Origin of the sequence: Bibersteinia trehalosi USDA-ARS-USMARC-188 (assembly GCF_000521725.1) — a bacterium.
Taxonomy (GTDB): Bacteria; Pseudomonadota; Gammaproteobacteria; order Enterobacterales; family Pasteurellaceae; genus Bibersteinia; species Bibersteinia trehalosi.
Window position 1 is genome coordinate 2,072,097 of record NZ_CP006954.1, and the last position, 26,328, is coordinate 2,098,424.

Genomic DNA, 26,328 nt, shown 5'->3' on the forward strand with positions numbered 1-26,328 from the left:
CATATAAAACGTCCGCCAAAGGCGAGCGCTCACATTAATTACTTCAATCCAACCCTCGCATTCCTAAACAATCTCATCCAAGCCCCGTCTTCCGTCCAATCTTCCGGACACCAAGAGTTGCTGACTGCACGGAATACCCTCTCAGGGTGTGGCATCATTATCGCTACTCGCCCATCAACGTTGGTTAAGGCGGTGATGCCTAATGCCGAGCCGTTCGGGTTGGCTGGGTATTGTTCGGTTGGATTCAGATTATAGTCCACATATTGAGCGGCAATCAAATGCTGTTTTTGCAAATTTTCGAGCTGTTCTGACCGCTTGAATTCCACTCTTCCCTCACCGTGCGAAACCGCAATCGGCATATGGCTGCCTGCCATACCTGCGAACCATACGGAATTTGTTTCATTGATTTTCACCATCGCCACCCGTGCCTCAAAGCGTTCGGATTTATTCCGCACAAAGCGAGGCCAGTTTTCGGTGCCCGGAATGATTTCAGCTAAATTTGAGACCATTTGGCAGCCGTTGCACACGCCAAGGGTTAGCGTGTTCGGGTTGGCGAAGAATTGGCTGAATTGGTCACGCAACATTGGGTTGAACAGGATCGATTTCGCCCAGCCACCACCTGCACCTAACACATCGCCGTAAGAGAAGCCCCCGCACGCCACCATTGCGTTGAAGTCGTTGAGGTTGCGTCTGCCTGAAATCAAGTCTGACATATGCATGTCAATGGCGTTGAAGCCAGCACGGTCAAAGGCTGCCGCCATTTCGTAATGGCTGTTTACCCCTTGCTCACGCAAAATCGCCACACTCGGTTTTACGCCTTTGTTGATGTATGGGGCGGCGATGTCTTCATTCACATCGTAAGTTAAAAATGCGGATAAGCCTTTATTATTCGGATCTTTTTTCGCTGCAAATTCTTGGTCTGCACATTCAGGGTTGTCTCGCAAACGCTGCATTTGATGAGTGAGTTCCGCCCAAATGCCACGCAGTTCTGAGCGTTTTTCATCAAGCAGGGTTGCAATTTCACAACGAATAACAAACTGATCACTATTTGTTACTTTACCAATATTGTGAGTAAGATTTGCAAGATTTTCCGCTTTTAGCACCGCTTGTACAGCGTCTAAATCTTCTTCTTTTACTTGGATTACTGCACCTAACTCTTCATTAAACAAGATATTGAAATGGTTACGATCTCTTTCAAGCATAAAGGCTGGATCGCCTAAAACATATTCCATTTCGGCGTGCTGTGAATCAGTTAATAATGGACAAATATCGGCTTCCACACCGCAATTCCCTGCAAACGCCATTTCCGCCAGTGTGGTGATTAAACCACCGTCCGAGCGGTCGTGGTAGGCAAGCAGTTTCCCTTGTGCGACAAGGGTTTGCATTGCGTTGAAGAAGCCTTTTAAGCGAGCCACATTCACCACATCGGCAGGCTTGTCGCCAAGTTGTTTATATACCTGAGCCAACGCTGTTGCCCCTAAGCGGTTGTTGCCTTCACCCAAGTCGATGAGCAACAAGCGAGTGTCGCCTTTGTCGGTGCGAAGTTGTGGAGTAACGGTTTTACGCACATCTTCCACACGGGCAAATGCTGAAATCACCAGCGAAAGCGGCGCAGTCACAGATTTTTGTTCTCCATTCTCTTCCCAAGTAGTACGCATCGACATTGAATCTTTACCCACCGGAATGGTAATGCCAAGTTCAGGGCAAAGCTCCTCGCCCACCGCTTTTACCGCCTCGTAAAGCCCTGCGTCTTCGCCCTCGTGGCCGGCTGCCGACATCCAGTTGGCGGAAAGTTTAATGCGTTTAATGTTGCCAATGTTAGTCGCTGCAATGTTGGTAATGCTTTCCGCAACTGCCAAGCGAGCCGAGGCGGCGAAATCCAGCAACGCTACCGGCGCACGTTCGCCCATTGCCATTGCTTCGCCGTGATAGCTATCTAAACTTGCAGTCGTTACCGCACAATCCGCCACCGGAATTTGCCACGGGCCGACCATCTGATCTTGTGCCACCATTCCTGTGACCGAGCGGTCGCCAATGGTGATTAAGAAGGTTTTTTCCGCTACCACCGGCAAGCGTAGCACACGGTGGAACGCCTCTTTAAGCTCGATATTGTCGGTTGCAAGCGGTGGATTTTTCACATTTTTTGACGAAACATCACGCTGCATTTTCGGGGTTTTGCCGAGCAATACATTCATCGGCAAATCAATCGGTTTGTTGCCAAAATGCGGATCGGCAAGCTCTAAATGTTTCTCCTCGGTTGCCTCGCCAATCACTGCAAACGGTGCACGTTCACGCTCGCAAAGTGCGGTGAAAATATTGAGCTTTTCAGGGGCGACCGCCAGCACATAACGCTCTTGCGATTCGTTACACCAAATTTCAAGCGGCGACATTCCCTTTTCATCGCACAGGATTTTACGCAGGTCAAACTTACCGCCCCGTTCGCCATCGTGCACCAATTCAGGCATAGCGTTAGACAAACCGCCAGCCCCCACATCGTGAATAAATAAAATCGGGTTCTCCTCACCCATTTGCCAGCAACGGTCGATCACCTCTTGGCAACGGCGTTCCATTTCCGGGTTTTCACGCTGAACCGAGGCAAAATCCAAATCTTCTTTGGATTTGCCCGATGCCATTGACGATGCCGCCCCACCGCCTAAGCCAATGTTCATTGCCGGGCCGCCAAGCACGATGAGTTTCGCTCCCACCGGAATTTCGCCTTTCTGAACGTGTTCGGCACGAATGTTGCCGATACCGCCGGCAAGCATAATCGGCTTGTGGTAGCCACGAATTTCTTCGCCTGCGAAGCTGTTCACTTTTTCTTCGTAAGTGCGGAAGTATCCCAATAACGCAGGGCGACCAAATTCGTTGTTAAATGCTGCTCCGCCTAGTGGGCCATCAATCATAATATCTAGTGCGGAAGCAATACGATTCGGCTTGGAAAGTGGGTTTTCCCACGGCTGTTCAAAGTTCGGGATCACTAAGTTAGAGACCGAAAAGCCCGTCAAGCCCGCTTTCGGTTTCGCCCCACGTCCTGTCGCCCCTTCGTCTCGAATTTCACCGCCCGAACCGGTCGCCGCCCCCGGGAATGGCGAGATCGCCGTCGGGTGGTTGTGTGTTTCCACTTTCATTAAAATATGAGCATCTTCCTGATGATAGCGATATTGCCCGTCTTGGTCGGGGAAGAAACGCCCGACCGTTGAGCCTTCCATCACTGCCGCATTGTCTTTGTAGGCGGAAAGCACATAGTCCGGGGTTTTCTCAAAGGTGTTTTTAATCATCTTAAACAGGGATTTTTCCTGTTTTACGCCATCAATCGTCCAATCCGCATTAAAAATTTTGTGGCGACAATGCTCCGAGTTGGCTTGAGCGAACATATAGAGCTCAATATCGTTCGGGTTACGCCCAAGTTGAGTGAAATTTTCCACCAAATAATCAATTTCATCGTCCGCCAACGCCAAACCTAAATTCACGTTCGCATCTTCTAACGCCTGACGACCACCGCCTAAAATATCCACGCTGGTGAACGGTTTTGGTTCTTGTTGGGCGAAGAGTTGCTCGGCTTGATCGGCACTCTCCAACACTGTTTCCATCATACGGTCGTGCAACAAGCCTTTCAACGTCGCAAGTTGGCTTTCGTTAGGCGTTTCAGAAAATTCCAAATAATACGCCGTGCCACGCTCAATCCGTTCTATCGCTACTAAACCGCAGTTATGAGCGATGTCGGTTGCCTTAGAAGACCACGAGGAAATCGTGCCGATGCGGGGGGTAACAATCAGGCAAAACCCTGTCGGCTCACGCTGTTCTAAGCTTTCACCATAATGTAATAACTCCGCCAATTTCTGTGTTTCATCGGCTGCAAGCGGTTGATTTAGGGCGATAAAATGCAAAAACTCCGCATACACAGAGCGTACAGGGAGTTGATGTTGTTGGCATTTTTGCAAAAGTTGTTGAATGCGAAAGGTGGATAAGGCAGGTGAGCCACGAAAGGTTTGCATAGTCATTGACAAGAAGTTTCCTGTTTAAGATGAAAAACTGACAAGATTATAAATGATTGCGCAAACGTTTGCATAATAAATTTTTCCAGCATTTTGCAAATTTTTGTCAAATTTGCACCGCTTGTAATAAAAATTAGTATAATCCGATCCATTCATTTCTCATTTCAAAATTTGCTATGCAAACCGTGCTTTCTCTTGTTCAGAACCAACTTTTTTGGGTTGTTGTATTACTTGTCTTTGCCATCTGGCAATTTATGCGCAATAAACTACGAATGGATATTGTCGCACTAATTGTCATCGCTTTTTTTAGTCTTAGTGGCATTTTAAGCGTACAAGAAGTCTTTGCTGGATTAAGTGATCCAAATGTGGTGCTCATTGCTCTGCTCTTTATTGTTGGGGAGGGGCTGGTTAGAACAGGAATCGCGTATCAGGTAAGCGAATGGTTGATGAAAGTAGCAGGTGAAAGCGAAATTCGAGTTCTGGTGCTATTAATGCTAAGCATTGCGGGATTGGGATCTTTTATGAGCTCTACGGGGATCGTAGCAATTTTTATTCCTGTGGTACTTGCCATTTGTTCTGGCATGAATATTTCCCCCCGCAGAATGATGATGCCGCTCAGTATTGCGGGCTTAATTAGCGGCATGATGACCCTTATCGCTACTCCTCCAAATCTAGTGGCACATTCAGAATTAGTGAAAGCAGGCTTTGCTGGTTTTAATTTCTTTAGCTTCACTCCGATTGGTATTGCAGTACTCTTTCTTGGTATCGGCTACATGCTAATTGCTCGCCATTGGCTAGATAATGGTGAACATATTGCGCAAAATGAACAACGTTCATCTTCCTTTCATCAGCTGATTGAACAATATCAATTAGAAGGTAAGGCAAAAATGGTCGTGATAACGCCAGATTCTTCTTTGGTGGGCAAGACGATCAATGAATTGAATTTGCGTAATGAGTTTGGTCTGAATGTAATTGCTATTCAGCGGGTGAAGCATTTTCGTCGTGTTTCATTAAGTGCCTACGCTAATGCTACGCTGCGAGAAAAAGATATTTTGCTGTTAGATATCAGTGTCGAAAGCGAGCTTTTTACACAATATTGCGAAACCCTTGGCTTAAAAGAAACGGTACTCAAAGGCGACTACTTCTCTGCTCAAGCTAAATCTATCGGTATGGTGGAAATTTCCATGCTGCCTGAATCAGAAATTATCGGTAAAACTATCAGTGAATTAAAATTTCGCTCCAATTTTGGCGTGAGTGTTGTTGGGCTTAAACGCAATAATACCATTCTCCACGATGATATTATCAATACACCGCTAGAATTTGGTGATGTATTGCTCGTCATGGGAGTATGGACACAATTATTGAAATTCGATGGCAGACGCGATTTTTATTTGCTCAATGCCCCAGAAGAGAGCAAAAATATCGCTCCAGCGTTAAGCCAAGCCCCCCATGCACTCTTTTCGGTGCTAACAATGGTGATATTAATGATTAGTGGAATTGTACCAAATGTGATTGCGGCCCTGATTGCTTGCTTGATGCTCGGTAAATTCCGCTGTATCGATATGAAAAGCGCTTATCAATCTATTCACTTGCCAAGCATCGTATTGATTGTTGGTATGATGCCGTTTTCTATCGCACTGCAAAAAACAGGTGGGGTCGATTTAATCGTGCAGATGTTGCTCGAAATGATGCAAGGCTTAGATGTACACTTCGTGCTAATGCTACTCTTTGCATTTACTGCGATTATCAGTGCCTTCATTTCTAATACAGCCACAGCCATTTTAGTGATGCCAATAGCGATTGCGATAGCCCAGCAACTAAATTACTCACCATTGCCGTTTGTAATGATCGTAGCTATTTCGGCATCTGCAGCATTTATGACTCCAGTTTCATCACCAGTCAATACGATGGTGCTCGCCCCAGGTGGTTATAAATTCTTTGATTTTGTGAAGGTAGGTGTGCCATTTACCTTATTGGTGATGTTGTTAGCCGTATTTGCAGTACCAATGCTATTCCCTCTTTAATAGAAGAAATCTATTGATTTAATCTATTTTACAAATTAAATCTATTGTTTTAAATCAATAAAACAACCATTTTTTATAGGGATAATGTTTCTGCGTTTCTTAATCAGTGGGAGTTCCTATGAAAAAATTGCTTATTTCAGCCCTTGCATTGGGGGCTGCCGGATTCTTCGGCACAGTGGGTTACATTTATCAATTCGACAAACAGCAGGCCGAGCAATGGCTAAACAACACGGAAGTTGCTGAACAGCATAAAAATGCGCTTGGTGTCATGTTTAAAAACGGTTGCCAATATTGCCACACCCCATCAGCAGAAATGCCGTTTTATTTCAATTTACCTATCGCCAACAACATTATGCGACAGGATATTGCCGAAGGTAATCGCGTGTTCCGTTTAGATCGTCTTATTGAGGGAATGCAAGATCCTAGCAAACTCTCTGAAGCGGATCTCGCCAAACTTCAGCGTGTCATCGAAAATCGTGAAATGCCCGCCGCGAAATTTATTCATATTCACTGGGGATCTCGTCCTGACGCAGAGGAATCAAAAACCCTCTTAGATTGGGTTTATGCCCAACGTGAAGCGAAACTCTCAACATTCAGCAATATTGATAAAACTGCATTAGTACAGCCTATTCCTGACAGCATTCCAACCGATCCGAAAAAAGTGGCATTAGGTGATAAAATTTATCATGACGGCCGCTTATCCGCGGACGGCACTATCCAGTGCCACACCTGCCATCAATTAGATAAAGGCGGGGTTGATGGCTTACAGTTCTCAACAGGCATAGATGGCTTGAAAGGTGGCATCAACGCTCCAACCGTGTATAACGCCGCCTTTAATTTTGTGCAATTCTGGGATGGACGAGCAGCTGATCTTGCCGATCAAGCAAAAGGTCCGCCACTCAATCCGGTAGAAATGGGTGGCAAAAACTGGGAGCAACTTCTTTCCAATTTCCGTAAAGATCCTGCATTTATGCAAGAATTTTTAGCCGTTTTTCCAAAATTTGATGAATTTAGCTTAACTGATGCAATTGCAGAGTTTGAGAAAACCCTCATCACCCCAAACAGTGCCTTTGATAAATTCCTGAAAGGCGAGCAAAATGCGCTTACTGAAGTACAAAAACGTGGCTATGAGCATTTCAAAAATGCCAAATGTGATACCTGCCATACCGGCATCAATATGGGAGGACAATCTTACGAAGTCTTCGGTTTATATGCAGATTACTTCCGCGATCGTGCAACCCCAATCACCGATGATGACAGAGGCCGCTTCAATCAAACCCAAGATCCCGCAGATATGCACCGCTTCAAAGTACCAACTTTACGTAACGTTGCATTAACTGCGCCTTATATGCACGATGGCACAGTAACTGATTTGCGCGAAGCCGTACGAATTATGGGCAAATACCAAAGCAATAAAAACTTTACAGAACAAGAGCTAGACGAAATCACCGCATTCTTAGAAAGTTTGACAGGTGAATATAAAGGCTCATTATTAACACGTGAAGAATAGCTTGGTAAATTTTCATTAAAAAAACACCGCTTGCAATCCCTTGCAAACGGTGTTTTTGCTTTATAATAATTCTTTTTACAAGCGGTCAAAACTATGCAAAATTCTGCAAATTTCTCAGCAATGCTGACAGGAAAAAATCGAGAACATCTTGTTTCGCTTCCTAACGCATTATCAGATAAGCACTTTCTGCAAAGTGATGTTGTGAGAGCTTTTTTAGAATTACAGCACGCGGCAAAAAATGCAGGCTTTAATCTACAACCAGCGAGCACCTATCGTGATTTTGAGCGACAGATGGGGATTTGGAATGCGAAATTCAAAGGCGAACGCAAAGTTCACGATGATCATGGCAGTGCCATTGATTTAAGCGCTTTAACCGATTGGCAAAAATGCCAAGCCATTTTGCGCTGGTCGGCCATTCCGGGGGCGAGTCGCCACCATTGGGGCACAGAAATAGATATTTTTGATCCTGATTTATTGCCAATAGGGCAATCTCTGCAACTAGAGCCTTGGGAATACCAAACTGGCGGCTATTTTCAGAAATTGACCAACTGGTTACTCGCCAATGCGGAAAGCTACGGTTTTTTCTTCCCATTTATGGAAAGAGAGGATAAAAAAATCGGTGTAGAGCCTTGGCATATTAGTTATTTCCCGATTGCGGAACACTACGAGCGGTCATTTTCTGCTGAAATTTTGCAAAATGCATGGCGCGATGCCGAGCTTGCAGGCAAAGACTGTTTAATTAAGCATATTGATGAGATTTTTGCGGACTATATTTTGTAATGAATATTCAACTAATTAACCAAAGTGATTTTGCTCAAGCATTTCAGGATATCTGCGATAAATGGCAACTTTCACATAATGCCAATTCGCCACTGGCTTTGGTGCAAACAAATGAACGTTTAGAATTACGTAAACTTGACGAGCCCAAACTCGGTGCGATTGCAGTCAATTTTGTCGATGGCACGATGGCACATCGGCGTAAATTTGGTGGTGGACGGGGTGAAGCAGTAGCAAAAGCGGTGGGGATCAAAGGCGACTATTTGCCAACAGTGATTGATGCTACAGCAGGGCTTGGGCGAGATGCCTTTGTACTAGCTTGTATCGGTTGCAAAGTGACGCTGATTGAACGCAACCCTATTGTTTCAGCATTGCTCGAAGATGGGCTTAAACGCGCTTATCAAGACACCGAAATTGGGGCATTTATGCAAGAAAGAATGGTACTGGCTGGCGTTTCTGCCATTAATGAATTGAATATAGAACAGGATTTTGCTGATGTCGTTTATCTTGATCCAATGTATCCGCATAAACAGAAAAGCGCATTAGTCAAAAAAGAGATGCGGGTATTTCAACATTTGGTTGGCGCTGATTTAGATTCAGATGACTTTTGGTTGCCTGCAAAACAGTTAGCTCGTAAACGTGTGGTTGTCAAACGGCCAGACTATGCGCCATTTCTCGCTGCTCAGAAACCTGATTTTTCCCACACAACAAAAAACCACCGTTTTGATATTTATCTTTCCCACCGCAAAAATGATTAACGGTGTTTTTCACAATCACATTTCTTTGGCGGAACAGGATCTTCTCCGCCTTCATTCAATGGGTGACAGCGACTGATTCGTTTTAAGGTTAGCCATCCTCCTTTTAAGCCTCCATGAAGTTTAATCGCTTCTAAAGCATAGGTGGAACAAGTCGGATAAAAACGACAACGGCTGCCAATCAGTGGGCTAATAAAATAACGGTAAAACTGTACAAGCCCGACTAAAAGATAAGCAATGGGACTTAGTCTTGGTGTTGTGCTTTTCTCGCTAGACGAATGTGGCGTTGCCATAATTTCTCCAACGTTTCAAAAAGTTCTTGATTACTCAGTTTACCAATTCCACCCTTCGCAACAAAGACAAAATCGTAGTGGGGTAATTCATGTTGCTTTAAACGAAAACTTTCTCGCACAATGCGTTTTATCCGATTTCGCTCATGTGCGCGTTTTAAATGTTTTTTCGCTACCGTTAAACCAAGGCGAGGTAACCCTGTATTATTAGCTTTAGCAAGAAGAGTGAGTTGGGGAGTGCTAGCGCGGAGCGGATCTGTAAAGACCGCTTGAAATTGAACGGGAGCTAACATGCGTAGCTCCCGAGGAAAAGTTAGCTTAGTCACTGGATAGTGTTTCGGCTGGCTTCATCTACAATTATGCAGATAAAGATTTACGACCTTTTGCACGACGACGTGCTAAAACTTGACGACCGTTTTTAGTTGCCATACGAGCACGGAAACCGTGAGTACGAGCACGTTTTAATACAGATGGTTGAAATGTACGTTTCATTGCTACTACCTAATTATAAAATTTGGCTGATGCCAAAATAGAGAATCATAAAAAAGAGTGCGGATTTTAGCGGTAAATTAACCAAAGATCAAGGCGAATTTAGCGTTTTATTGCCAGTGTTAGCACCCCTAAGCTAATTAAACCGATTCCCAACCAATCTTGCCCACTTGGGCGCTCACCTAAAAATATCACCGCAAATACACTCACTAAAACGATGCTAAATTTATCAAGTGGCGCAACTTGTGACACATTACCTATTTGTAGCGCTTTAAAATAGGCAAGCCATGAAATACCTGTTGCTAATCCTGATAACACTAAAAATAGCCAATTTTTACCACTCAAACTGCTCAATGGCTGCCACTTTGCGGCATACGTCAAAAATAGTGCTAAAGCACAAATAATGACAAGCGTTCGAATAAAGGTGGCAAAGTCAGAATCTATGCCATCTAAGCCAATTTTGGCAAATATTGCAGTGAGTGCAGCAAAAAATGCTGAGCCCAACGCCCAATAAGCCCATTCAGGTATCATACAGCCTCCTTTTCAGCGTAATTTGTTAGCGAATAGTAGCACTAAATTTCAGTTTTCCTTGATCTCTTTTTTAAATTTATGTTAAAAGGATACGGTTTTTTATACAAAACTGATAGGAGAAACTAATGATTAAACAGATAAAAAAGTTTCTTGCACTTGAATCTGCAAGCGGAATTTTGCTCTTAATTTTCGCTACGCTTGCAATTTTATGGGCAAACACACCATTTAAAGAATTATACTTCGATTTATTGGATATGCCGGTGCAAATCTTGATTGGTTCATTTAGCATTCATAAACCGCTATTAATGTGGATCAATGATGGCTTTATGGCAATATTCTTTACTTTAGTAGGTATGGAAGTCAAACGAGAATTGATGGTTGGTGCAATCTCTAGTTACCAAAGAGCAATTTTCCCTGCCATAGGAGCACTTGGCGGCATGATCGTGCCAGTTGCTGTTTTTATGTTACTCAATGCGAATACACCGGAGTTTCAAAGCGGCTGGGCAATTCCAATGGCAACCGATATTGCTTTTGCTCTAGGTGTATTAGCGTTACTGGGTAAACGTGTTCCCTTTGCCTTGAAAATATTTCTCCTTGCGCTCGCCATTATTGACGACCTAGGCGCGATTATCGTCATCGCATTATTTTTTTCACATGATCTCAGTCTCACCGCCTTAATTGTTTCTGCTGTTGGTATTCTGGCATTAGTATTACTAAATCGTTTAAATGTCACCAAAATCAGTATTTATGCGGTAACCGGCTTAGTTTTATGGGCTGCGGTATTAAAATCAGGGGTGCATGCCACCCTAGCAGGAGTTATCCTTGGTTTCTGTATTCCATTAAAAGGTAAAAATGGTGAAACACCATTAGAAACCTTCGAGCATATACTGTCACCATGGTGCTCTTTTATGATTCTTCCACTTTTCGCATTCGCTAATGCGGGGGTATCCATTGAAGGTATGGGGCTGAGCACATTGACATCACCACTAACACTTGGTGTTGCACTTGGTTTAATTGTCGGAAAAGCATTAGGCGTATTTAGTTTTAGCTACTTAGCTGTCAAATTTGGTATTGCACAGCTCTCGCCTGGCATTAACTTTAAGCAAATTTTTGCAATTTCTGTGCTCTGTGGTATCGGTTTTACCATGTCTATGTTCTTAGCAGGACTTTCATTCGGTGGTGCAGAATCCAATAGTGACTTTATTTCATTAGCTCGCTTAGGTATCTTACTTGGCTCTGGCGTTTCTGCAGTATTGGGTTATATCCTGTTAAAACGTTTCACCTCTGGGGTTGAACAAAAATATTACAATATTAAAAATGCCTTTAATGGCAACCCTTATTCAACTCATTAATGCCTTTAACAAGGGGGATCCCCCTTGTTAGGTCGGAATAATGAGATAACAAAAAACCACCTTCATCCGAAGGTGGTTTTTATTTTTGTAAACGCCGTAATAAACCGCATTTACCTTAAAATCTTATTGATTGTTTGAAACGTAATCAATCGCAGATTGTACAGTAGTGATTTTCTCTGCTTCTTCATCAGGAATTTCGATATCGAATTCTTCTTCTAAAGCCATCACTAATTCAACGGTGTCTAAAGAGTCTGCACCTAAATCTTCAATGAAAGAAGCTTCAGGTTTAACTTTATCGGCTTCTGCACCTAATTGATCAACGATGATTTTTTTTACGCGTTCTTCAATGCTCATTTTATGTTTCCTATAAGTGAAATCGCTTATTGCGAGAGTGAGTTAGTGTAAAGAAAATTCAGCTAAATTCAAGCTTAAAACAACAAGTCGAACCAGCTTTGCTTTTCCACACACCTGAACTAAATAAAAAGTAGTCGCTCTCAAGCGAGCGAAAAAGCGGGTTAATTCTAACATTTAGAATAAGGTTTATCCATAGTCTATTTTTGATCTGCCTAAAACAAGCTCCTATTTTGCAAAAAATAGCCGAAAAAGCACCGCTTACTTCCTAGTATATGCTTACTTAAACCAAGAATATATATGGCACAATATTCATCACTAGTGCGGTAGTCAATGACAGAATCAATTTCGACATACCAAATAACACGCCTTGGTGTTGCCCATGATCAACACGAACTAATAAATTTGCCAATGCGGTAGAGGTAAATAAACTAATTAGGGCAAACAAAATTAAATAACTAAACGCCGTTAAAATGGAAATTGTGCTTAACGTTAAAAACCACGGCACAATTAATAAAATAGTCAGCGCTGGAGCAAGAAATAGTAGCTTGCCTACCCCAAAATTAATTTTGCGTGAAAATCTTGCTTGTAGCAACACGCCAATCAAATTATTAATAAAAAAGGCGATTGGGATCAACTCACTATGATCAAGCATGTTTGTGAATACATATGGAAAAATAATGTAGAACGAACTCCCTAAGCCCAATGGAATAAAAAGCAAAAAATGGGCAAAAATAAACCGCTTGCCAAGAACTGCTTTAATATCTTGCCATTTTAGTGTTGAATTGGCGTAGCGCAAATCGCTTTTTGGGACAGTTCGCAGCATAAATAGCAGCATTGCAAGCTCAATCCCACAACTTGTCCAAATTAGCCAATCAGCATGGTTAAAATGAATAAAGGGCAATGCTAATAATGGTGCAGCCATTGATGCCAAGCTTGAGATTTTTAAAAACTTACCTTGTGCCATCGTTTTAGATGAATAGTTATCACCCTCTGCATGAGAAATCATGTAAGCGCGTGCATTCGTACTAAATAGCGTACTACCAAAACCAAAACAAAATGTAGCCAGCATCATTGAAGCATATTGTTCACTCCCAACCAAAAATACATAGCCCAACGCATCTAACAGACAGCCTAAAGTCATGATCAACGTACGTCCAAATCTGTCACCTAAATAACCCGCTGGTAGCGCCATTGCTTGGCTAGTAAAAACTAAGAGCGAAAATGCGGCTGCAATTTGAGCCGACTCAAAACCTTTATAATGCTGCAGATACACGAAAAACACACTCTGCATTGCAGTGTAGGCAAGCCCAGAAAAAAATCGCCGCCATAAAATCATATTTTGCATATTCATTTGCATTTATCTCCTTGGCAACTTATAGATTATTTACTACGTCTCTTACCTTGACAGTTTTGCTCAAACAAGCCATTTACCCCCATCTCACAAACGCTGCTCGCTACCATTCGTTGAATCTGAACATTTTGTCCTTTACGGATAATTTCTAGATGAAATACTATTTTCCATGTATCCCGATTATTCCAAATCTCGCCCATCACAATGGATGATACTGCTGCCGAATTCCGTCCTAACACTTGAACCTCGTTATGGCTAAACTGGTTATAACGCATCGTGCCATATTGAATACTGCGAATCCATTCCTGCTTAGAAAGCGTTGCACCTCGGCTGGTTTCCAATTCAAAACCATCCGCAAGTAATTTTTGTAATCGCACAACATCCATCTGAATTAACGCACTATTTAATTCTTGATAAATTTTTTCAACATCTTCTTGCGTTGTTAATAATGCTTGCCGATGAAGGGTTTGTAATATTGGGATGCTTAATAAGGCGCTCGCTGCAACCCCCAATATCAGTGAAAATAAAACATGTTTAAATTTGACTTTTTTCATAGCATTTTCCAATAATAAGCGGCATCAAAATTATAACAAATTTTCAAAATACTAATTTTGACCGAATCCTAGGCTCTGTTAATCATTCAAATAAAATGAAACTGCACAAACAAACTGCGGAACAAATCGTTAAACGCGCTATGCAAATTATTCCTCACTCTGTCAATGTAATGGATGAAACAGGTATGATCATTGCTTCTGGCGATCCTAAACGCCTGAACCAACATCATACTGGTGCCGTTCTTGCATTACGGCGTAATCAAGCGGTTGAAATTGATGAGAATCTTGCAAAACAATGGCATTTACGCGCGGGAATTAACCTACCTATTACCTACCTTGGGCAAAATATCGGCGTTATTGGTATTTCTGGTGAGCCCAATAATGTTCGTCCCTATGGCGAGTTAGTCAAAATGGCGGCAGAATTAATTATTGAATCTAACGCACAACTAGAACAAGCACGTTGGCAACATCGTTATAAGGAAGAGTTTGTCCGCCAACTCTTGCTCGGCCACTTAGACGAATTACAATTACAAAAACAAGCAAGATTTTTTCATTTTTCTTTAGAACAGCCCTCACTCACAATAATTATTAAACTGCGTCACCCTAATCAACATAATTTGCAAACACTGTTAAACCATCTCGCCCAATATTTTCCACAACTCGCCACGATGGTATCTGCTTTAGATCAAATTGTGCTGCTCTACCCTCTTCAGCCAGCCGAAAAATTCGATAAATCCCGCTTACAACAATTTATCCCTGCCCCAAATAGCTTACGTGATTACACCTTGAGTATCGGACAAATTGCTAATAATTTTCGTCATATTCATCAATCATATCAAACTGCACTACATACCTTACACTATGCAGAGCGGCATGCTATTCAGAAACACGTTCTATTTTTTCATGAACATAAATTACCTGTTCTACTCACCGAATTCGGGCAATCTTGGCAAGGCAAGGCGCTGTTAGCAAATATACAACCACTTATCCAACATGATCCGCACCAACAATTACAAAAAACGCTGCATCACTATTTTTGCTCAAATTGTGATCTAGATCACGCCGCCCAGAAACTCTTTATCCACCCTAATACACTGAGGTACCGTCTAGATAAAATTGAACAGATAACAGGCTTATCTTTCAATAAGATAGAACATAAATTTATGCTTTACCTAGGCGCTATTCTCCACACTAATTTGTAAAAAAATACAGATTATCCTTCTTTTGAAGGATATTTTTTGTAGATATCAACAAAGCATTTTGTGTCAAAGCAACCAATAATAGGTTAATTATTCTACGATAAGGAGCTTATTATGACTGGTATAACATTAATTGTCGCCTTCGTCATCGCGATAGCGCTAATGATTTACATGATTGCCAAACTAAAAGTCCATCCTTTTTTAGCATTAATGACGATTTCTATCGCATTGGCGCTGATTGCAGGGCTACCATTAACCCAGATTCCAAATATGATTGGAGATGGATTTAGTAGTACATTTAAAAGCATCGGTATTGTCATCATTTTTGGTGCAATTATTGGTACTGTACTCGAAAAAACAGGTGCAGCCTTAAAACTGGCAGATATGGTTGTCAGAATTGTGGGACAAAAACGTCCTGAACTTGCCATGCTCATCATGGGTTGGGTAGTTGGTATCCCAGTATTCTGCGATAGCGGTTTTGTCGTACTCAACCCAATTCGTGAAGCAATCCGCAAAAAAATCGCAGCAAGCCCTGTTGGAATGGCTGTAGCACTGAGCGCTGGGCTTTATGCTGCGCATGTTTTTATTCCACCAACACCCGGCCCGATTGCCGCGGCAGGCGCTGTAGGATTAGGCGGTAACTTACTCTTAGTTATCGTCATGGGCATAGTGGTTTCACTGCCTGTTCTATGTGCAAGTTATCTATTTGCCAAATATATCGGCACGAAAATTACGCTAGATGAAGAAAAACAAGCAGATCAGTTAATCAGCCAAAGCTATGAAGACTTACTCAAACAATATGGTAAACTGCCGAGCGGCTTTTTAAGCCTTGCTCCAATTTTTGCCCCAATTTTGTTAATGGCATTCGGTTCTGTGGCAAAAATTATGGGGATTGAAGGTCATCTTGGTACGCTATTCCAATTCTTCGGAAATCCAATCATTGCACTTGCTATCGGCGTCATCTTTGCCATTTTCTTACTGATCTCAAGTGGCAAAATCGGTGAATTTAACACTATTACCAACGATACCTTAAAAATTGTCGGTCCCATTCTCTTTATCACAGCGGCTGGTGGTGTGTTAGGCAATGTTATTGTGCAAGCTGGTTTTGTAGAATACATCAAACAAAATGCTCATATTATTAGCGCCTCAGGGATTTTCTTCCCATTCATTATTTCAACTATTTTAAAAACAGCCCAAGGTGGCTCAACCGTTGCAATTATTACAACAGCTTCTATTATGGGAATGTTTAATGCAGAAGATTCCTTAATGAGTGCGCTGGGCTTAACTAGTGAAATTGCCGCTGCTTTAACCGTAATGGCGATTGCAGCAGGAGCAATGTGTGTATCTCATGCAAATGATAGCTACTACTGGGTTGTCACCAATTTCAGCAAACTCACACCTCAACAAGGTTACCGTACGCAAACTACGCTAACCTTCATCATGGGCATTGTCGGCATGTTTACTGTGTATATTCTTTCCTTAATTCTGCTGTAAAAGGACTTATTATGAAAATCATCATCGCCCCAGATTCATTTAAAGAAAGCCTCACCGCACTAGAAGTTGCCAATGCGATTGAGCAAGGCTTTAAGCATGTTTTCCCTTATGCCGAATTTTGCAAAGTGCCAATGGCAGATGGCGGTGAAGGCTCAGTGCAATCTTTGGTGGATGCTACAAACGGCAGCTTGGTTGAAGTGGAAGTCACCGCGCCATTAGGCAATAAAACCACCGCCTTTTTCGGATTAAGTGGCGACAAACAGACCGCTTTTATAGAAATGGCGGCAGCATCTGGGCTGCATTTAGTGCCATTTGAGCAACGCAATCCATTGATGACCACCACATTCGGCACTGGTGAATTGATTAACGCCGCACTGGATTATGGTGTGAAAAAAATCATTCTCGGCATTGGTGGTAGCGCCACTAATGACGGTGGTGTTGGCATGCTACAAGCGGTCGGATTTTCCTTTAAAAATGCAAAGGGCGAAGAGATCGGCTTTGGTGGTGGGGCTCTCAATCAAATAGATACTATCTCACTAGAAAAGAGAGATCCTCGCCTTACTCAAGTAGAGTTTGAAGTCGCTTGCGATGTGGATAATCCACTTTGTGGTGAGCGAGGGGCAGCCGCAGTATTTGCTCCTCAAAAAGGTGCAACAGCTTCTATGGTTACTCTGCTGGATAATGCGCTTGCCCATTTTGCCAATATTGTACGTCAGAAATTAGATATTGAAATTGCTGACAAAGCAGGAGCTGGTGCTGCGGGAGGGATGGGGGCAGGTTTGCTGCTCTTGCCAAAGGTACAGCTCAAAGCTGGCGTACAAATTATTATTGAAGCAACGAATTTGGCAGAAAAAATCCAAAATGCAGATTTAGTGATTACAGGCGAAGGGCGAATGGACGCTCAGTCTATCGCTGGTAAAACCCCAATAGGTGTAGCAAAGCTTGCAAAACAATTTGGTAAACCGGTGATAGCCATTGTCGGCTGTTTGCGAGATGACTACCCAGTGGTCTATCAGCACGGCATTGATGCGGTTTTTCCAATTATCAAGCAGCTCGGTTCTCTAGAAGAAACCTTGCAAAGCGGCAAAGAAAACCTCTGCTCTTGTGCTGAAAATGTGGCTCGTTTGCTTGCTTTAAAATTAGCTTAATCTGATTTAAGCGGTGTGATTTTGCAATTTTTTTGCAAAAATGCACCGCTTGTTTTTTTCTCCCCACTTTTGGCGTAAAATACGTCCCATTTTTCGTATCAAAATTAGGAATAACAATGCGTAGTAGCCAATATCTTTTTTCTACTTTAAAAGAAACACCAAATGATGCTCAGGTAGTGAGCCATCAGTTAATGTTGCGTGCCGGTATGATTCGTCCGCTTGCCTCTGGTATGTATAACTGGTTGCCGACAGGACTTCGTGTACTGAAAAAAGTGGAAAATATTATTCGTGAGGAAATGAATAAAAGCGGTGCATTAGAGGTGGAAATGCCTGTAGTGCAACCTGCTGATCTCTGGATTGAATCACAACGTTGGGAAGACTACGGCCCAGAATTACTGCGTTTCCAAGATCGTGGCGACCGCCCATTTGTATTAGGTCCAACCCACGAAGAGGTGATCACCGACTTAGTACGCCGTGAAGTCACTTCATATCGCCAATTGCCGTTAAATCTTTATCAAATCCAAACCAAATTCCGTGATGAAGTACGCCCGCGTTTTGGCGTGATGCGTGGACGTGAGTTTTTAATGAAAGATGCTTACTCATTCCATACGACTCGTGAAAGCTTGCAAGAAACTTATGATGTGATGCACCAAACTTACAGCAACATTTTCACTCGTCTTGGTTTAGATTTCCGCCCTGTGGCGGCAGACACTGGCTCTATCGGCGGTTCAGCTTCACACGAATTCCAAGTGCTTGCACAAAGTGGTGAAGATGATGTGGTGTTTTCCACCGAATCCGATTATGCGGCAAACATTGAGCTTGCCGAAGCGGTTGCGGTGGGCGAACGCCAAGCACCAACAGCAGAAATGCAGTTAGTGGATACGCCAAATGCGAAAACCATTGATGAATTAGTGGCTCAGTTTAATTTGCCGATTGAAAAAACGGTGAAAACCTTAATCGTGAAAGGGGCAACAGAAGAAAATCCGTTAGTGGCATTGGTACTTCGTGGCGACCACGAGTTAAACGAAATCAAAGCGGAAAAATTAGATTTAGTGGCAAGCCCATTTGAATTTGCCGACGAAGCGGAAATTAAAGCAAAAATAGGGGCAAGCGTAGGTTCACTTGGCGTAATTAACTTACCAATCCCTGCGATTATTGACCGCTCTGTGGCATTGATGTCGGACTTCGGCTGTGGCGCAAACATTGATGGTAAACACTATTTCAATGTGAACTGGGAACGTGATGTCGCAATGCCTGAAATTGCCGATTTACGTAACGTGGTGGAAGGCGATCCAAGCCCAGATGGCAAAGGCACACTACAAATCAAACGTGGTATTGAAGTAGGGCATATCTTCCAACTTGGTACAAAATACTCAGAAGCGATGAAATGCACCGTACAAGGCGAAGACGGCAAACCGCAAACCGTGATTATGGGTTGCTACGGTATCGGGGTAACACGTGTAGTGGCGGCAGCGATTGAGCAACACCACGATGAGCGTGGTATTATCTGGCCAAGCGATGAAATCGCTCCATTTACGGTAGCGATTGTGCCAATGAATATGCACAAATCCGAAAGCGCACAAGCCTTCGCCGAAGATCTCTACAAAACCTTACGTTCACAAGGCGTTGAAGTAATTTTTGATGATCGTAAAGAACGTCCTGGTGTGATGTTTGCGGATATGGAATTGATTGGCGTGCCACATATGATTGTGATCGGTGAGAAAAACCTTGCAAACGGTGAAATTGAATACAAAAACCGCCGTACAGGGGAAAAACAGATGATTGCAAAAGAGAACATTATAGAATTTGTGAAATCGCAGATTAATGGGTAATAAGACAAACGGCATAGATAAAATCTATGCCGTTTTTATGTTCAACAAGCGGTCAATTTTGCAAAAAAATCTGCAAAACCAACCGCTTGTCATTATTAGTCTAAACCGATAATTTCCCAACGATTATGCGATAATCCTTCAATTTTGCCGCCTTTTACATTGGTGAGATAATCAATCATCATATTTTGGATTGTTCCCGCCTCAGACCCACGCGCAACTTTAGATTCCCAAAGTACTGGTGCTTTTAAGCCTTCAAAAATACCGCCTTGTTTAGAAAGCTGACCATAGCGATAAGAGTTCATACCAACTTTGTATTTCGTCTCTTCGCTAATTGGCGTACCATCAGCCAGTTTTAATTCGGTAATTTTGCTACCACTAGGATTGCGAAGATCCACTTTATAACTTACACCACCGAATAAATCAAAGGTAACGTATTTAGATTTACCACGTACATCGTTATAGCGGTAGTCTTTATCGCCTGCTTGAATAGTATCAAAATAGTCTGCTGACCATTCCATATACTGTTTAAGCTGTTTGCCGGTTAATTCATAAACGGTTACATCACCGCCAGCGTAGCGGTAGTTATAAATGATGTCTTTTTTCTTGATTTCGCCTTTTGGCTGACGCACGGTTTCGTAGTCAAAGGCAAATGACACCACATCTGCACCACTGTAATGTAACTGCACATCGTGGATAAATGAAGATAAACCGCTATCTTTGGCAAATGCAGAAGACACCCCGTGGATTTTTTCCATTGGCACCATATCATTCGCTGTTTCACCGATAACCACATTATTTAATGCACGTAATTCATCGTGATAAGGTTGATAGATTTTGACAATTTCAGGGTCTGCTTCCAGTTTGTTTACTGGAATAGTAGTTGCGGTTTTAGAAAGTAATTTCACTTTACCATCATCGCTAACATCAAAAACCATATCCACTTCGGAAACCATTGTGCCATAGCGATGTGGCTCAGTGATCACGGTGTCTTTAATGGTTTCGCCTGGTACATTTTTGTGCATATGTCCTGCGATGATCACATCAATACCGTCCACCGCATTAACTAAATCTTCCACGCCAGTATCTGGAATGTTGTTTTCGTTTTCAATCCCCATATGTGCTAACACAATAATGCTATCCACGCCTTTGGCTTTAAGATCGGCAATTTGTGCTTTGGTTTCTTCAATTGGTGAAGTGAATTTCCAGTTATCTAAATGCCCTGTGTCTTTTTCAAAAATAGCAGACATTGGGGTGGTTAAACCGATAAAGCCAAGTTTTACGCCATCTTTTTCTACAATCGCAGTCGGTTCAACATAACGTTTACCATCTTTGTGGTAGAAGTTAGCTGTCAACGTTTTTGCTTCAATATCTTTAACGATTTCGTCAAGGTTTTCCATACCGAAGTTAAATTCGTGGTTACCGAGAATGAAGAAATCGTATTTCATTGCATTCAAGACTTTCGGTACAGGGTTATCTTTGGCTTTTTCTAAGGTTTTAGCAAAGACTTCCACTTGGTTATCTTGAATCGCATCACCAATATCGGCAAGGATCAAATCAGGTGTTTTTTCACGAGCTTGTTTTACGTAGGTGGCAATTTGAGCAAATGAACCGGATTTATCTTCTACATCCGCTCCATAGCTCCAAGGCACCATACGGCCATGTACATCAGAAGTTCCAACGATTTTTACATTCACTTCTTTTGCTACCGCGACACTCACAGCAGAAAGAACGAACAGCCCTGTTAGTAATTTTTTCATAGGATTTTCCTTCTTTATTTATTTTGCTTATAAAGCAGTTAAAAAATGAGGTAACCACGCTTCTGCACTGCCATCATGATCAAAATTATTCACCACATCTATCTTTAATGGCTCACAGACTACTTTAGCGCCACACGCCGTCAATTGTTCTGTCACGATATTAACTGCATTACAGAAAGTATCGTAATCCGAACTTCCTAAGCCGATAACAGCAAATTTCATTGCCGAAAAATCTGGTTTTTGACTCGCAATATCATCAAATAGCGGCTGGATATTATCAGGTAATTCACCTGCACCATGAGTGGAGGTCACCACTAATAAATTTACAGCAGATTGAATATCGGCAAGAACAGCTTGATTAAACAGAGCAACATCAAAACCCTGCGCAGAAAGGACATCATTAAGATGATCGGCAACATACTCCGCACCACCAAGTGTGCTGCCTGTAATAAGGTGGATAGTTTGCATTGAGATATTTCTCAAATATGTAATAAGGAGGGATATTTTACGATTATAGAAAATTGAAAATCAACTGGAAGTCTTATTTTTGTGACATTGATCATATAATGGTGCTAAATCTTGAATCGTTTTCACAATGAAATCGATTGCGTCAATTTGGTTAAGCTGAGATTTTTCAATATTTTTACCAATACAGAAAAAGTCATTTTCATGATTGAGAATAAGCGAGTTTATATCTATTTCGCTCACTTTATTAAAATCACTATATTCACTTTCTGCTCCATGCCAAATGTCAAAATCCGCATATTTTTTATGGTTTAAATGTTCCAACCATTGATTATATTCGGCTAATTGAATCGACGAGCGATTAGCACGATAAGCATGCCAATCTAAGCAAACTTGCAAGCGGCGACGATTGAGAATAACAGAAAAGATTGCAGCTGAATGGGGGTTAAAAACATATTTATAATAGGCAAAAAAGTGTGCTCTTACTTGCCAACCATTACACCATTTTTCAACATGTGGTTCAGCAAAAGGCATACCTAAACGCATAGAAACTTCTTGATGCAATGTTTTCCAAATATGCCAATGATATTTATAATCGGTTTTAATTTTAGGAATATCTTGCGGGCAATATTTCTTTAATTGTGAAAATTGAAAGAACGGAAGATTAAATAATTCACAACTTTGAATCGTTAGCATTTTAAATAAAGATAAAAAATAAAATGAAAGGGCAAAATTGCCCTTTAAACAGCATGTATATATCCCATACACTCTACACAAGCGGGTTAAATTCCCTAAAAATCTGCAAATTATTCCATCACTATGCAGTCTTTAATTTTCTTCAACGCTTGATTTTCTAATTGACGTACTCGCTCAGCAGAAATATTGTATTTTGCGGCAAGCTCATGCAAAGTTGCTTTATCTTCATCTAGCCAGCGCGTTTTGATAATATCTTGACTACGCTCATCTAGTTGTGCCAATGCATAGGCAAGTTGGGCTGTTGCTTTACCGTTGTATTGCTCGTCTTCTAGCTCATCGGCAAAGTTTGAGCGATCATCTTCAATATACATGGACGGCACATAAGCTTCGTCATCATCGCTACCCACAGGTAAATCAAATCCCATATCTTGCCCTGTCATTCGAGATTCCATCTCTCGTACATCGTCAGGGCTAACGCCTAAATCATCGGCTACTTTTTGCAGCTCTTCTTCATTAAACCACGCCAAGCGTTGCTTATTTTTACGTAAGTTAAAAAACAATTTACGCTGCGCTTTTGTGGTTGCCACTTTTACAATTCGCCAGTTGCGTAATACATATTCATGAATTTCCGCTTTTACCCAATGCACCGCAAACGAAACCAAACGTACGCCCACTTCTGGATTAAAACGTTTTACCGCCTTCATCAAGCCAATATTGCCTTCTTGGATTAAATCCGCAAGTGGTAAACCATAGCCCATATAACCGCGCGCAATATGCACAACAAAGCGCAAATGCGACAAAATAAGCTGTTTTGCCGCATCTAAATCTTCGTCGTAATAAAAACGCTCTGCCAGCGCTTTCTCTTGCTCAGCCGTTAGAATCGGGTATTGATTTGCCATACGAATATAACTATCTAAATTACCCTGAGAAACCACCATACTGTTGGCAAGCGCAGGGTGCTCTTCCGGCACATGAGCGGCCTCCAGAATCTCAATATCTTCTGGAGATACTTCTTCTATATCAATAAGTTCCGCTTCTTCAATCTCATCATCAAACGGCTTTAATTCGGCTTTTTTAATCATGCTATTTTTTAATTAAATATAAGACAGCATCAACATAACGCTCAATAAATTCGCCCATGCTATTCACATCAGAAAAACCTTCTGCATTAACTTGATATTGTTCATTCACAAAAAATGCTGGTACGCCACGAATATTAAATGCTTCAGCCGCTTGTCGCTGTTTATTTACCAAGCCATTTACCGCAAAACTATTGATACCACCATCAAATTGCTCGGCACTAATGCCATTAGCTAGGAAAATCGCACGAATATCGTCCATAGATTTGATCGCATTTTTTTGTGCATTTTCAAACAATGGGGTTTTTACCTGTTCCTCCACACCTAACGCCATTGCCAGCGCCCAAGCTCGGGTTAGTTCTTCTGACTGTCTGCCTAAAAAATCTACGTGATACTGTTTTAATACAGCACCTTCCGGCAAGCCTGCTTTAATTTTACTTGGGATCTTATAGCCAAGTTCAAAATCATAGCAATGCGGGCAGTAGAATGAGAAAAATTCTAACACTTCTTTTTGTGCCGAAGGAACTTGGCGAATTTCAGTATATTCTTTCCCTGCCGTTAAATTTGTGGTATTTGCCGTTACGTTGAAGGCAAAAAGTGCGGAAAATGCAATAAATACTGTTTTTAATGCAAATTTTTTCATTGAGATTCCTCTTAAAAATTCAATTGGGTTCAGCCAATGGCTAATGGAGTTGCTTTGACCAGCTTACTCGCTCAAAATTCCACGTGCGCGTAATAAAGCGGTTTTAAAATCTTCTTCGTAATCTTTTTTAATCCCTGGAATAACAGCATCTTTGCTTTCACCACGCATTTTTAACTGATAAATCAACACTTCATCACGCAGGGCATCTAAATCATTCGGTTTTCCAACCTCTTCTGCCAATTTATGCAACAGCTCGATGAGGTGCAAATCAGGCTCTTTGCGCCAATGTTCGCCCAATAATTCAAGCACTTCGTCTAAACGTTTACATTTCATCGTACAATCCTTAAAATTTTGCTGGAAATAGGCGAAATCATAGCGGTTTCACACTCAATTTGCAAAAACAAGGGGGCAAAAATGGCAAAAAATTTGCAAATAAGCGCAGTTATTCTTGCTGGTGGAAAAGCAAGCCGTTTAGGCGGCGTGGATAAGGGTTTACAACTCTTTCAGGGCAAACCGCTCGTCGGTCATATTCTTGAACGCCTTGCACCACAAATCGATGACATTTGGTTAAATATCAACCGTTCATTTGCACAGTATCAAGCGCTATTCCCAACTATCCCAAGCTATCATGATGAACTAGCCGATTTTCAAGGGGCACTCAGTGGCATGCTTTCGGGTTTTCATCATATTGATGCGGACTATCTGCTCTTTGTCCCCTGCGATAGCCCATATCTACCAAGCAATCTCGTTCAGAAATTAACGCAGGCTTTACGCATTAATCAAGCCCAGATTGCTTATGCTCATGATGGTGAACGCCCCCACCCCACTTTTGCTCTTCTTCATCGCTCAACGTTGCCCGCATTACAAACCTATTTAGCAAACGGTGAGCGTCGATTATTTGCCTTTTTCCAAACCCAGAAAAGTATTGCTGTTGATTTCTCAACTAAGCCATCGGCATTTCAGAATTTCAATACGCCTGCCGAATTTGCCAATTCGCCTATTACAAGCGGTCAAAACTCACAAAAAATCAGCAACCCCAAATTACTTGCGATTACCGGTTATAGTGGCACTGGTAAAACCACGCTCCTCGAAAAACTTATTCCTATACTCAGGCAACGGCAAATCCATGTAGGGCTAATTAAGCACTCACATCATAATGTGGATGTGGATAAGGCTGGCAAAGATAGCCACCGCTTACGTGCTGCTGGCGCTAACCCAACCATGGTTGTTTGCGAACAGCGCTGGGCATTAATGGTGGAAACAGAACAACTCGTTCCATTTGAACAGCTTGTAGCCAAAATGGCACAGGAAAACGTTGATTTAATTTTGCTAGAAGGATTTAAACATGAGCAGTTGCCTAAAATTCAACTACACCGTAAAGCGATGGAAAAGCCATTGCCAAAGCAAGATCAATTTACCCTTGCCACGGCAACGGATTATCCACTCGCATGTGAGAATTTACTCGATATTAATAATATTGAGCAGATTGCTGATTTTATTCAAGGTTATTTAAAGGGGACTATCCACATCTAAAGCTTCGAGCAATTCGACAACAGTAAGAATAAGGCACGAACGCACCATTTTTTCAATTCGCATTTGCTGCATTTGATACTGGAGTGAATTCGGATCGTTTAATGTCGGGAAGCTTTGTATCAACCCGTTGATCTGCTGCACATCCGCTAAATTTAACCGCTCAGCAAACTTTAATACTTGAGGGCTGGCAAAAGTTAGCGAGTGTTCCTTTTTAACTATTTGCTCTGCACGCAATAAGAGCGAGAGATCTTGATAGCACTCTACAGAAATTACGCCAAGCCCAAGCAGCACTTTTAAGCGCACACTCAGATCAGCAAGTGGCCCTTGATGCTCAAATAAGCTATCTACCACCGATTTCAACGCGAAGTCTTGCTTCCGAAACACTCGCTCAATTAAGCAATCAATCTGATCGGCAATTTTCTGGCAACACAAAGCGAGAAAGGCGTGAATATTGTCTTTCTCGCTTAATTGTTCAATAAAGTCGTTATGTTCAGTCATTC

At 42.1% G+C, this 26,328-nt stretch carries 25 protein-coding genes; 10 read left to right on the forward strand and 15 right to left on the reverse strand.

Annotation, left to right across the window (positions count from 1 at the left end):
* Positions 1-38: 38 nt before the first annotated feature.
* Complete coding sequence (purL, locus tag F542_RS09375; RefSeq protein ID WP_025267402.1) at positions 39-4,001, reverse strand: phosphoribosylformylglycinamidine synthase; 3,963 nt, start codon at positions 3,999-4,001, stop codon at positions 39-41.
* A 170-nt stretch (positions 4,002-4,171) separates the two neighbouring features.
* Between purL and F542_RS09380 the strand changes: the two genes are divergently transcribed.
* The 4 genes from F542_RS09380 (at position 4,172) to F542_RS09395 (ending at position 9,064) form a co-directional block, all read left to right on the forward strand.
* On the forward strand, positions 4,172-6,019 hold the full coding sequence (locus F542_RS09380; RefSeq protein ID WP_015431736.1) for an SLC13 family permease: 1,848 nt from the start codon (positions 4,172-4,174) through the stop codon (positions 6,017-6,019).
* A 118-nt stretch (positions 6,020-6,137) separates the two neighbouring features.
* Entirely contained in the window at positions 6,138-7,529 is a 1,392-nt protein-coding gene (locus F542_RS09385) for a cytochrome-c peroxidase (protein ID WP_015431735.1), read from the forward strand.
* 93 nt (positions 7,530-7,622) lie between these two features.
* A complete protein-coding gene (locus F542_RS09390) occupies positions 7,623-8,309 on the forward strand; it encodes a M15 family metallopeptidase (RefSeq protein ID WP_015431734.1) in 687 nt (228 codons plus the stop codon).
* Positions 8,309-9,064 (forward strand): class I SAM-dependent methyltransferase, encoded by a 756-nt coding sequence (locus tag F542_RS09395; RefSeq protein ID WP_015431733.1) that lies wholly within the window; start codon positions 8,309-8,311, stop codon positions 9,062-9,064. Before F542_RS09390 ends, F542_RS09395 begins: the two co-directional genes overlap by 1 nt.
* On the opposite strand, the gene yidD is transcribed toward F542_RS09395, so the two are convergent.
* From yidD to F542_RS09415, 4 genes are all read right to left on the reverse strand, one after another.
* Positions 9,061-9,354 carry a membrane protein insertion efficiency factor YidD gene (gene yidD / locus F542_RS09400; RefSeq protein WP_025267403.1) on the reverse strand — a complete coding sequence of 98 codons (294 nt, stop codon included), beginning with the start codon at positions 9,352-9,354 and terminating at the stop codon, positions 9,061-9,063. The two genes, F542_RS09395 and yidD, sit on opposite strands and share 4 nt — an antisense overlap.
* The gene (rnpA, locus tag F542_RS09405) at positions 9,306-9,677 is read right to left on the reverse strand and encodes a ribonuclease P protein component (protein ID WP_081601330.1); all 372 of its coding nucleotides are present in this window, start codon (positions 9,675-9,677) and stop codon (positions 9,306-9,308) included. The genes yidD and rnpA overlap by 49 nt, the downstream gene beginning before the upstream one ends.
* Before the next feature lie 31 nt (positions 9,678-9,708).
* On the reverse strand, positions 9,709-9,843 hold the full coding sequence (gene rpmH, locus F542_RS09410; protein WP_005599701.1) for a 50S ribosomal protein L34: 135 nt from the start codon (positions 9,841-9,843) through the stop codon (positions 9,709-9,711).
* Between the two features lie 99 nt (positions 9,844-9,942).
* Complete coding sequence (locus tag F542_RS09415) at positions 9,943-10,371, reverse strand: EamA family transporter (RefSeq protein WP_015431731.1); 429 nt, start codon at positions 10,369-10,371, stop codon at positions 9,943-9,945.
* 125 nt (positions 10,372-10,496) lie between these two features.
* Here F542_RS09415 and nhaA point away from each other — a divergent pair, with 125 nt between their 5' ends.
* Entirely contained in the window at positions 10,497-11,723 is a 1,227-nt protein-coding gene (nhaA, locus tag F542_RS09420) for a Na+/H+ antiporter NhaA (protein ID WP_015431730.1), read from the forward strand.
* A 123-nt stretch (positions 11,724-11,846) separates the two neighbouring features.
* Here the strand turns inward: nhaA and acpP are convergent, their stop codons facing one another.
* From acpP to F542_RS09435, 3 genes are all read right to left on the reverse strand, one after another.
* Positions 11,847-12,077, reverse strand: a complete 231-nt coding sequence (gene acpP / locus F542_RS09425) for an acyl carrier protein (protein ID WP_015431729.1) — start codon at positions 12,075-12,077, stop codon at positions 11,847-11,849.
* Between the two features lie 280 nt (positions 12,078-12,357).
* The gene (locus tag F542_RS09430; RefSeq protein WP_025267404.1) at positions 12,358-13,428 is read right to left on the reverse strand and encodes an MFS transporter; all 1,071 of its coding nucleotides are present in this window, start codon (positions 13,426-13,428) and stop codon (positions 12,358-12,360) included.
* Positions 13,429-13,457: 29 nt separating this feature from the next.
* The gene (locus F542_RS09435; RefSeq protein ID WP_025267405.1) at positions 13,458-13,982 is read right to left on the reverse strand and encodes a nuclear transport factor 2 family protein; all 525 of its coding nucleotides are present in this window, start codon (positions 13,980-13,982) and stop codon (positions 13,458-13,460) included.
* A 95-nt stretch (positions 13,983-14,077) separates the two neighbouring features.
* On the opposite strand from F542_RS09435, the gene F542_RS09440 reads away from it, so the two are divergent.
* The 4 genes from F542_RS09440 to proS all read left to right on the forward strand — a co-directional run bounded on the left by F542_RS09440 (position 14,078) and on the right by proS (position 19,655).
* On the forward strand, positions 14,078-15,184 hold the full coding sequence (locus tag F542_RS09440; protein WP_015431725.1) for a CdaR family transcriptional regulator: 1,107 nt from the start codon (positions 14,078-14,080) through the stop codon (positions 15,182-15,184).
* Positions 15,185-15,295: 111 nt separating this feature from the next.
* Positions 15,296-16,675, forward strand: a complete 1,380-nt coding sequence (locus tag F542_RS09445) for a GntP family permease (RefSeq protein WP_025267406.1) — start codon at positions 15,296-15,298, stop codon at positions 16,673-16,675.
* Positions 16,676-16,686: 11 nt separating this feature from the next.
* A complete protein-coding gene (locus F542_RS09450; protein WP_015431723.1) occupies positions 16,687-17,823 on the forward strand; it encodes a glycerate kinase in 1,137 nt (378 codons plus the stop codon).
* A gap of 116 nt (positions 17,824-17,939) precedes the next feature.
* A complete protein-coding gene (proS, locus tag F542_RS09455) occupies positions 17,940-19,655 on the forward strand; it encodes a proline--tRNA ligase (protein ID WP_015431722.1) in 1,716 nt (571 codons plus the stop codon).
* Positions 19,656-19,750: 95 nt separating this feature from the next.
* On the opposite strand, the gene F542_RS09460 is transcribed toward proS, so the two are convergent.
* The 6 genes from F542_RS09460 to F542_RS09485 form a co-directional block, all read right to left on the reverse strand.
* The gene (locus tag F542_RS09460) at positions 19,751-21,412 is read right to left on the reverse strand and encodes a bifunctional metallophosphatase/5'-nucleotidase (protein ID WP_015431720.1); all 1,662 of its coding nucleotides are present in this window, start codon (positions 21,410-21,412) and stop codon (positions 19,751-19,753) included.
* 27 nt (positions 21,413-21,439) lie between these two features.
* Entirely contained in the window at positions 21,440-21,880 is a 441-nt protein-coding gene (mioC, locus tag F542_RS09465; protein WP_015431719.1) for an FMN-binding protein MioC, read from the reverse strand.
* A 60-nt stretch (positions 21,881-21,940) separates the two neighbouring features.
* The gene (locus F542_RS09470) at positions 21,941-22,573 is read right to left on the reverse strand and encodes a glucose-6-phosphate 1-dehydrogenase family protein (protein ID WP_025267407.1); all 633 of its coding nucleotides are present in this window, start codon (positions 22,571-22,573) and stop codon (positions 21,941-21,943) included.
* Positions 22,574-22,683: 110 nt separating this feature from the next.
* Positions 22,684-23,655 (reverse strand): RNA polymerase sigma factor RpoH, encoded by a 972-nt coding sequence (gene rpoH / locus F542_RS09475; RefSeq protein ID WP_015431717.1) that lies wholly within the window; start codon positions 23,653-23,655, stop codon positions 22,684-22,686.
* 1 nt (position 23,656) lies between these two features.
* Positions 23,657-24,295 carry a thiol:disulfide interchange protein DsbA gene (dsbA, locus tag F542_RS09480; protein ID WP_015431716.1) on the reverse strand — a complete coding sequence of 213 codons (639 nt, stop codon included), beginning with the start codon at positions 24,293-24,295 and terminating at the stop codon, positions 23,657-23,659.
* A gap of 63 nt (positions 24,296-24,358) precedes the next feature.
* Positions 24,359-24,628 (reverse strand): YihD family protein, encoded by a 270-nt coding sequence (locus F542_RS09485; protein ID WP_015431715.1) that lies wholly within the window; start codon positions 24,626-24,628, stop codon positions 24,359-24,361.
* A gap of 81 nt (positions 24,629-24,709) precedes the next feature.
* Here F542_RS09485 and mobA point away from each other — a divergent pair, with 81 nt between their 5' ends.
* Positions 24,710-25,828, forward strand: a complete 1,119-nt coding sequence (gene mobA / locus F542_RS09490) for a molybdenum cofactor guanylyltransferase MobA (RefSeq protein ID WP_025267408.1) — start codon at positions 24,710-24,712, stop codon at positions 25,826-25,828.
* Here mobA and F542_RS09495 read toward each other — a convergent pair.
* Positions 25,805-26,326, reverse strand: a complete 522-nt coding sequence (locus tag F542_RS09495) for an MltR family transcriptional regulator (protein WP_015431713.1) — start codon at positions 26,324-26,326, stop codon at positions 25,805-25,807. The two genes, mobA and F542_RS09495, sit on opposite strands and share 24 nt — an antisense overlap.
* Positions 26,327-26,328: the final 2 nt, after the last annotated feature.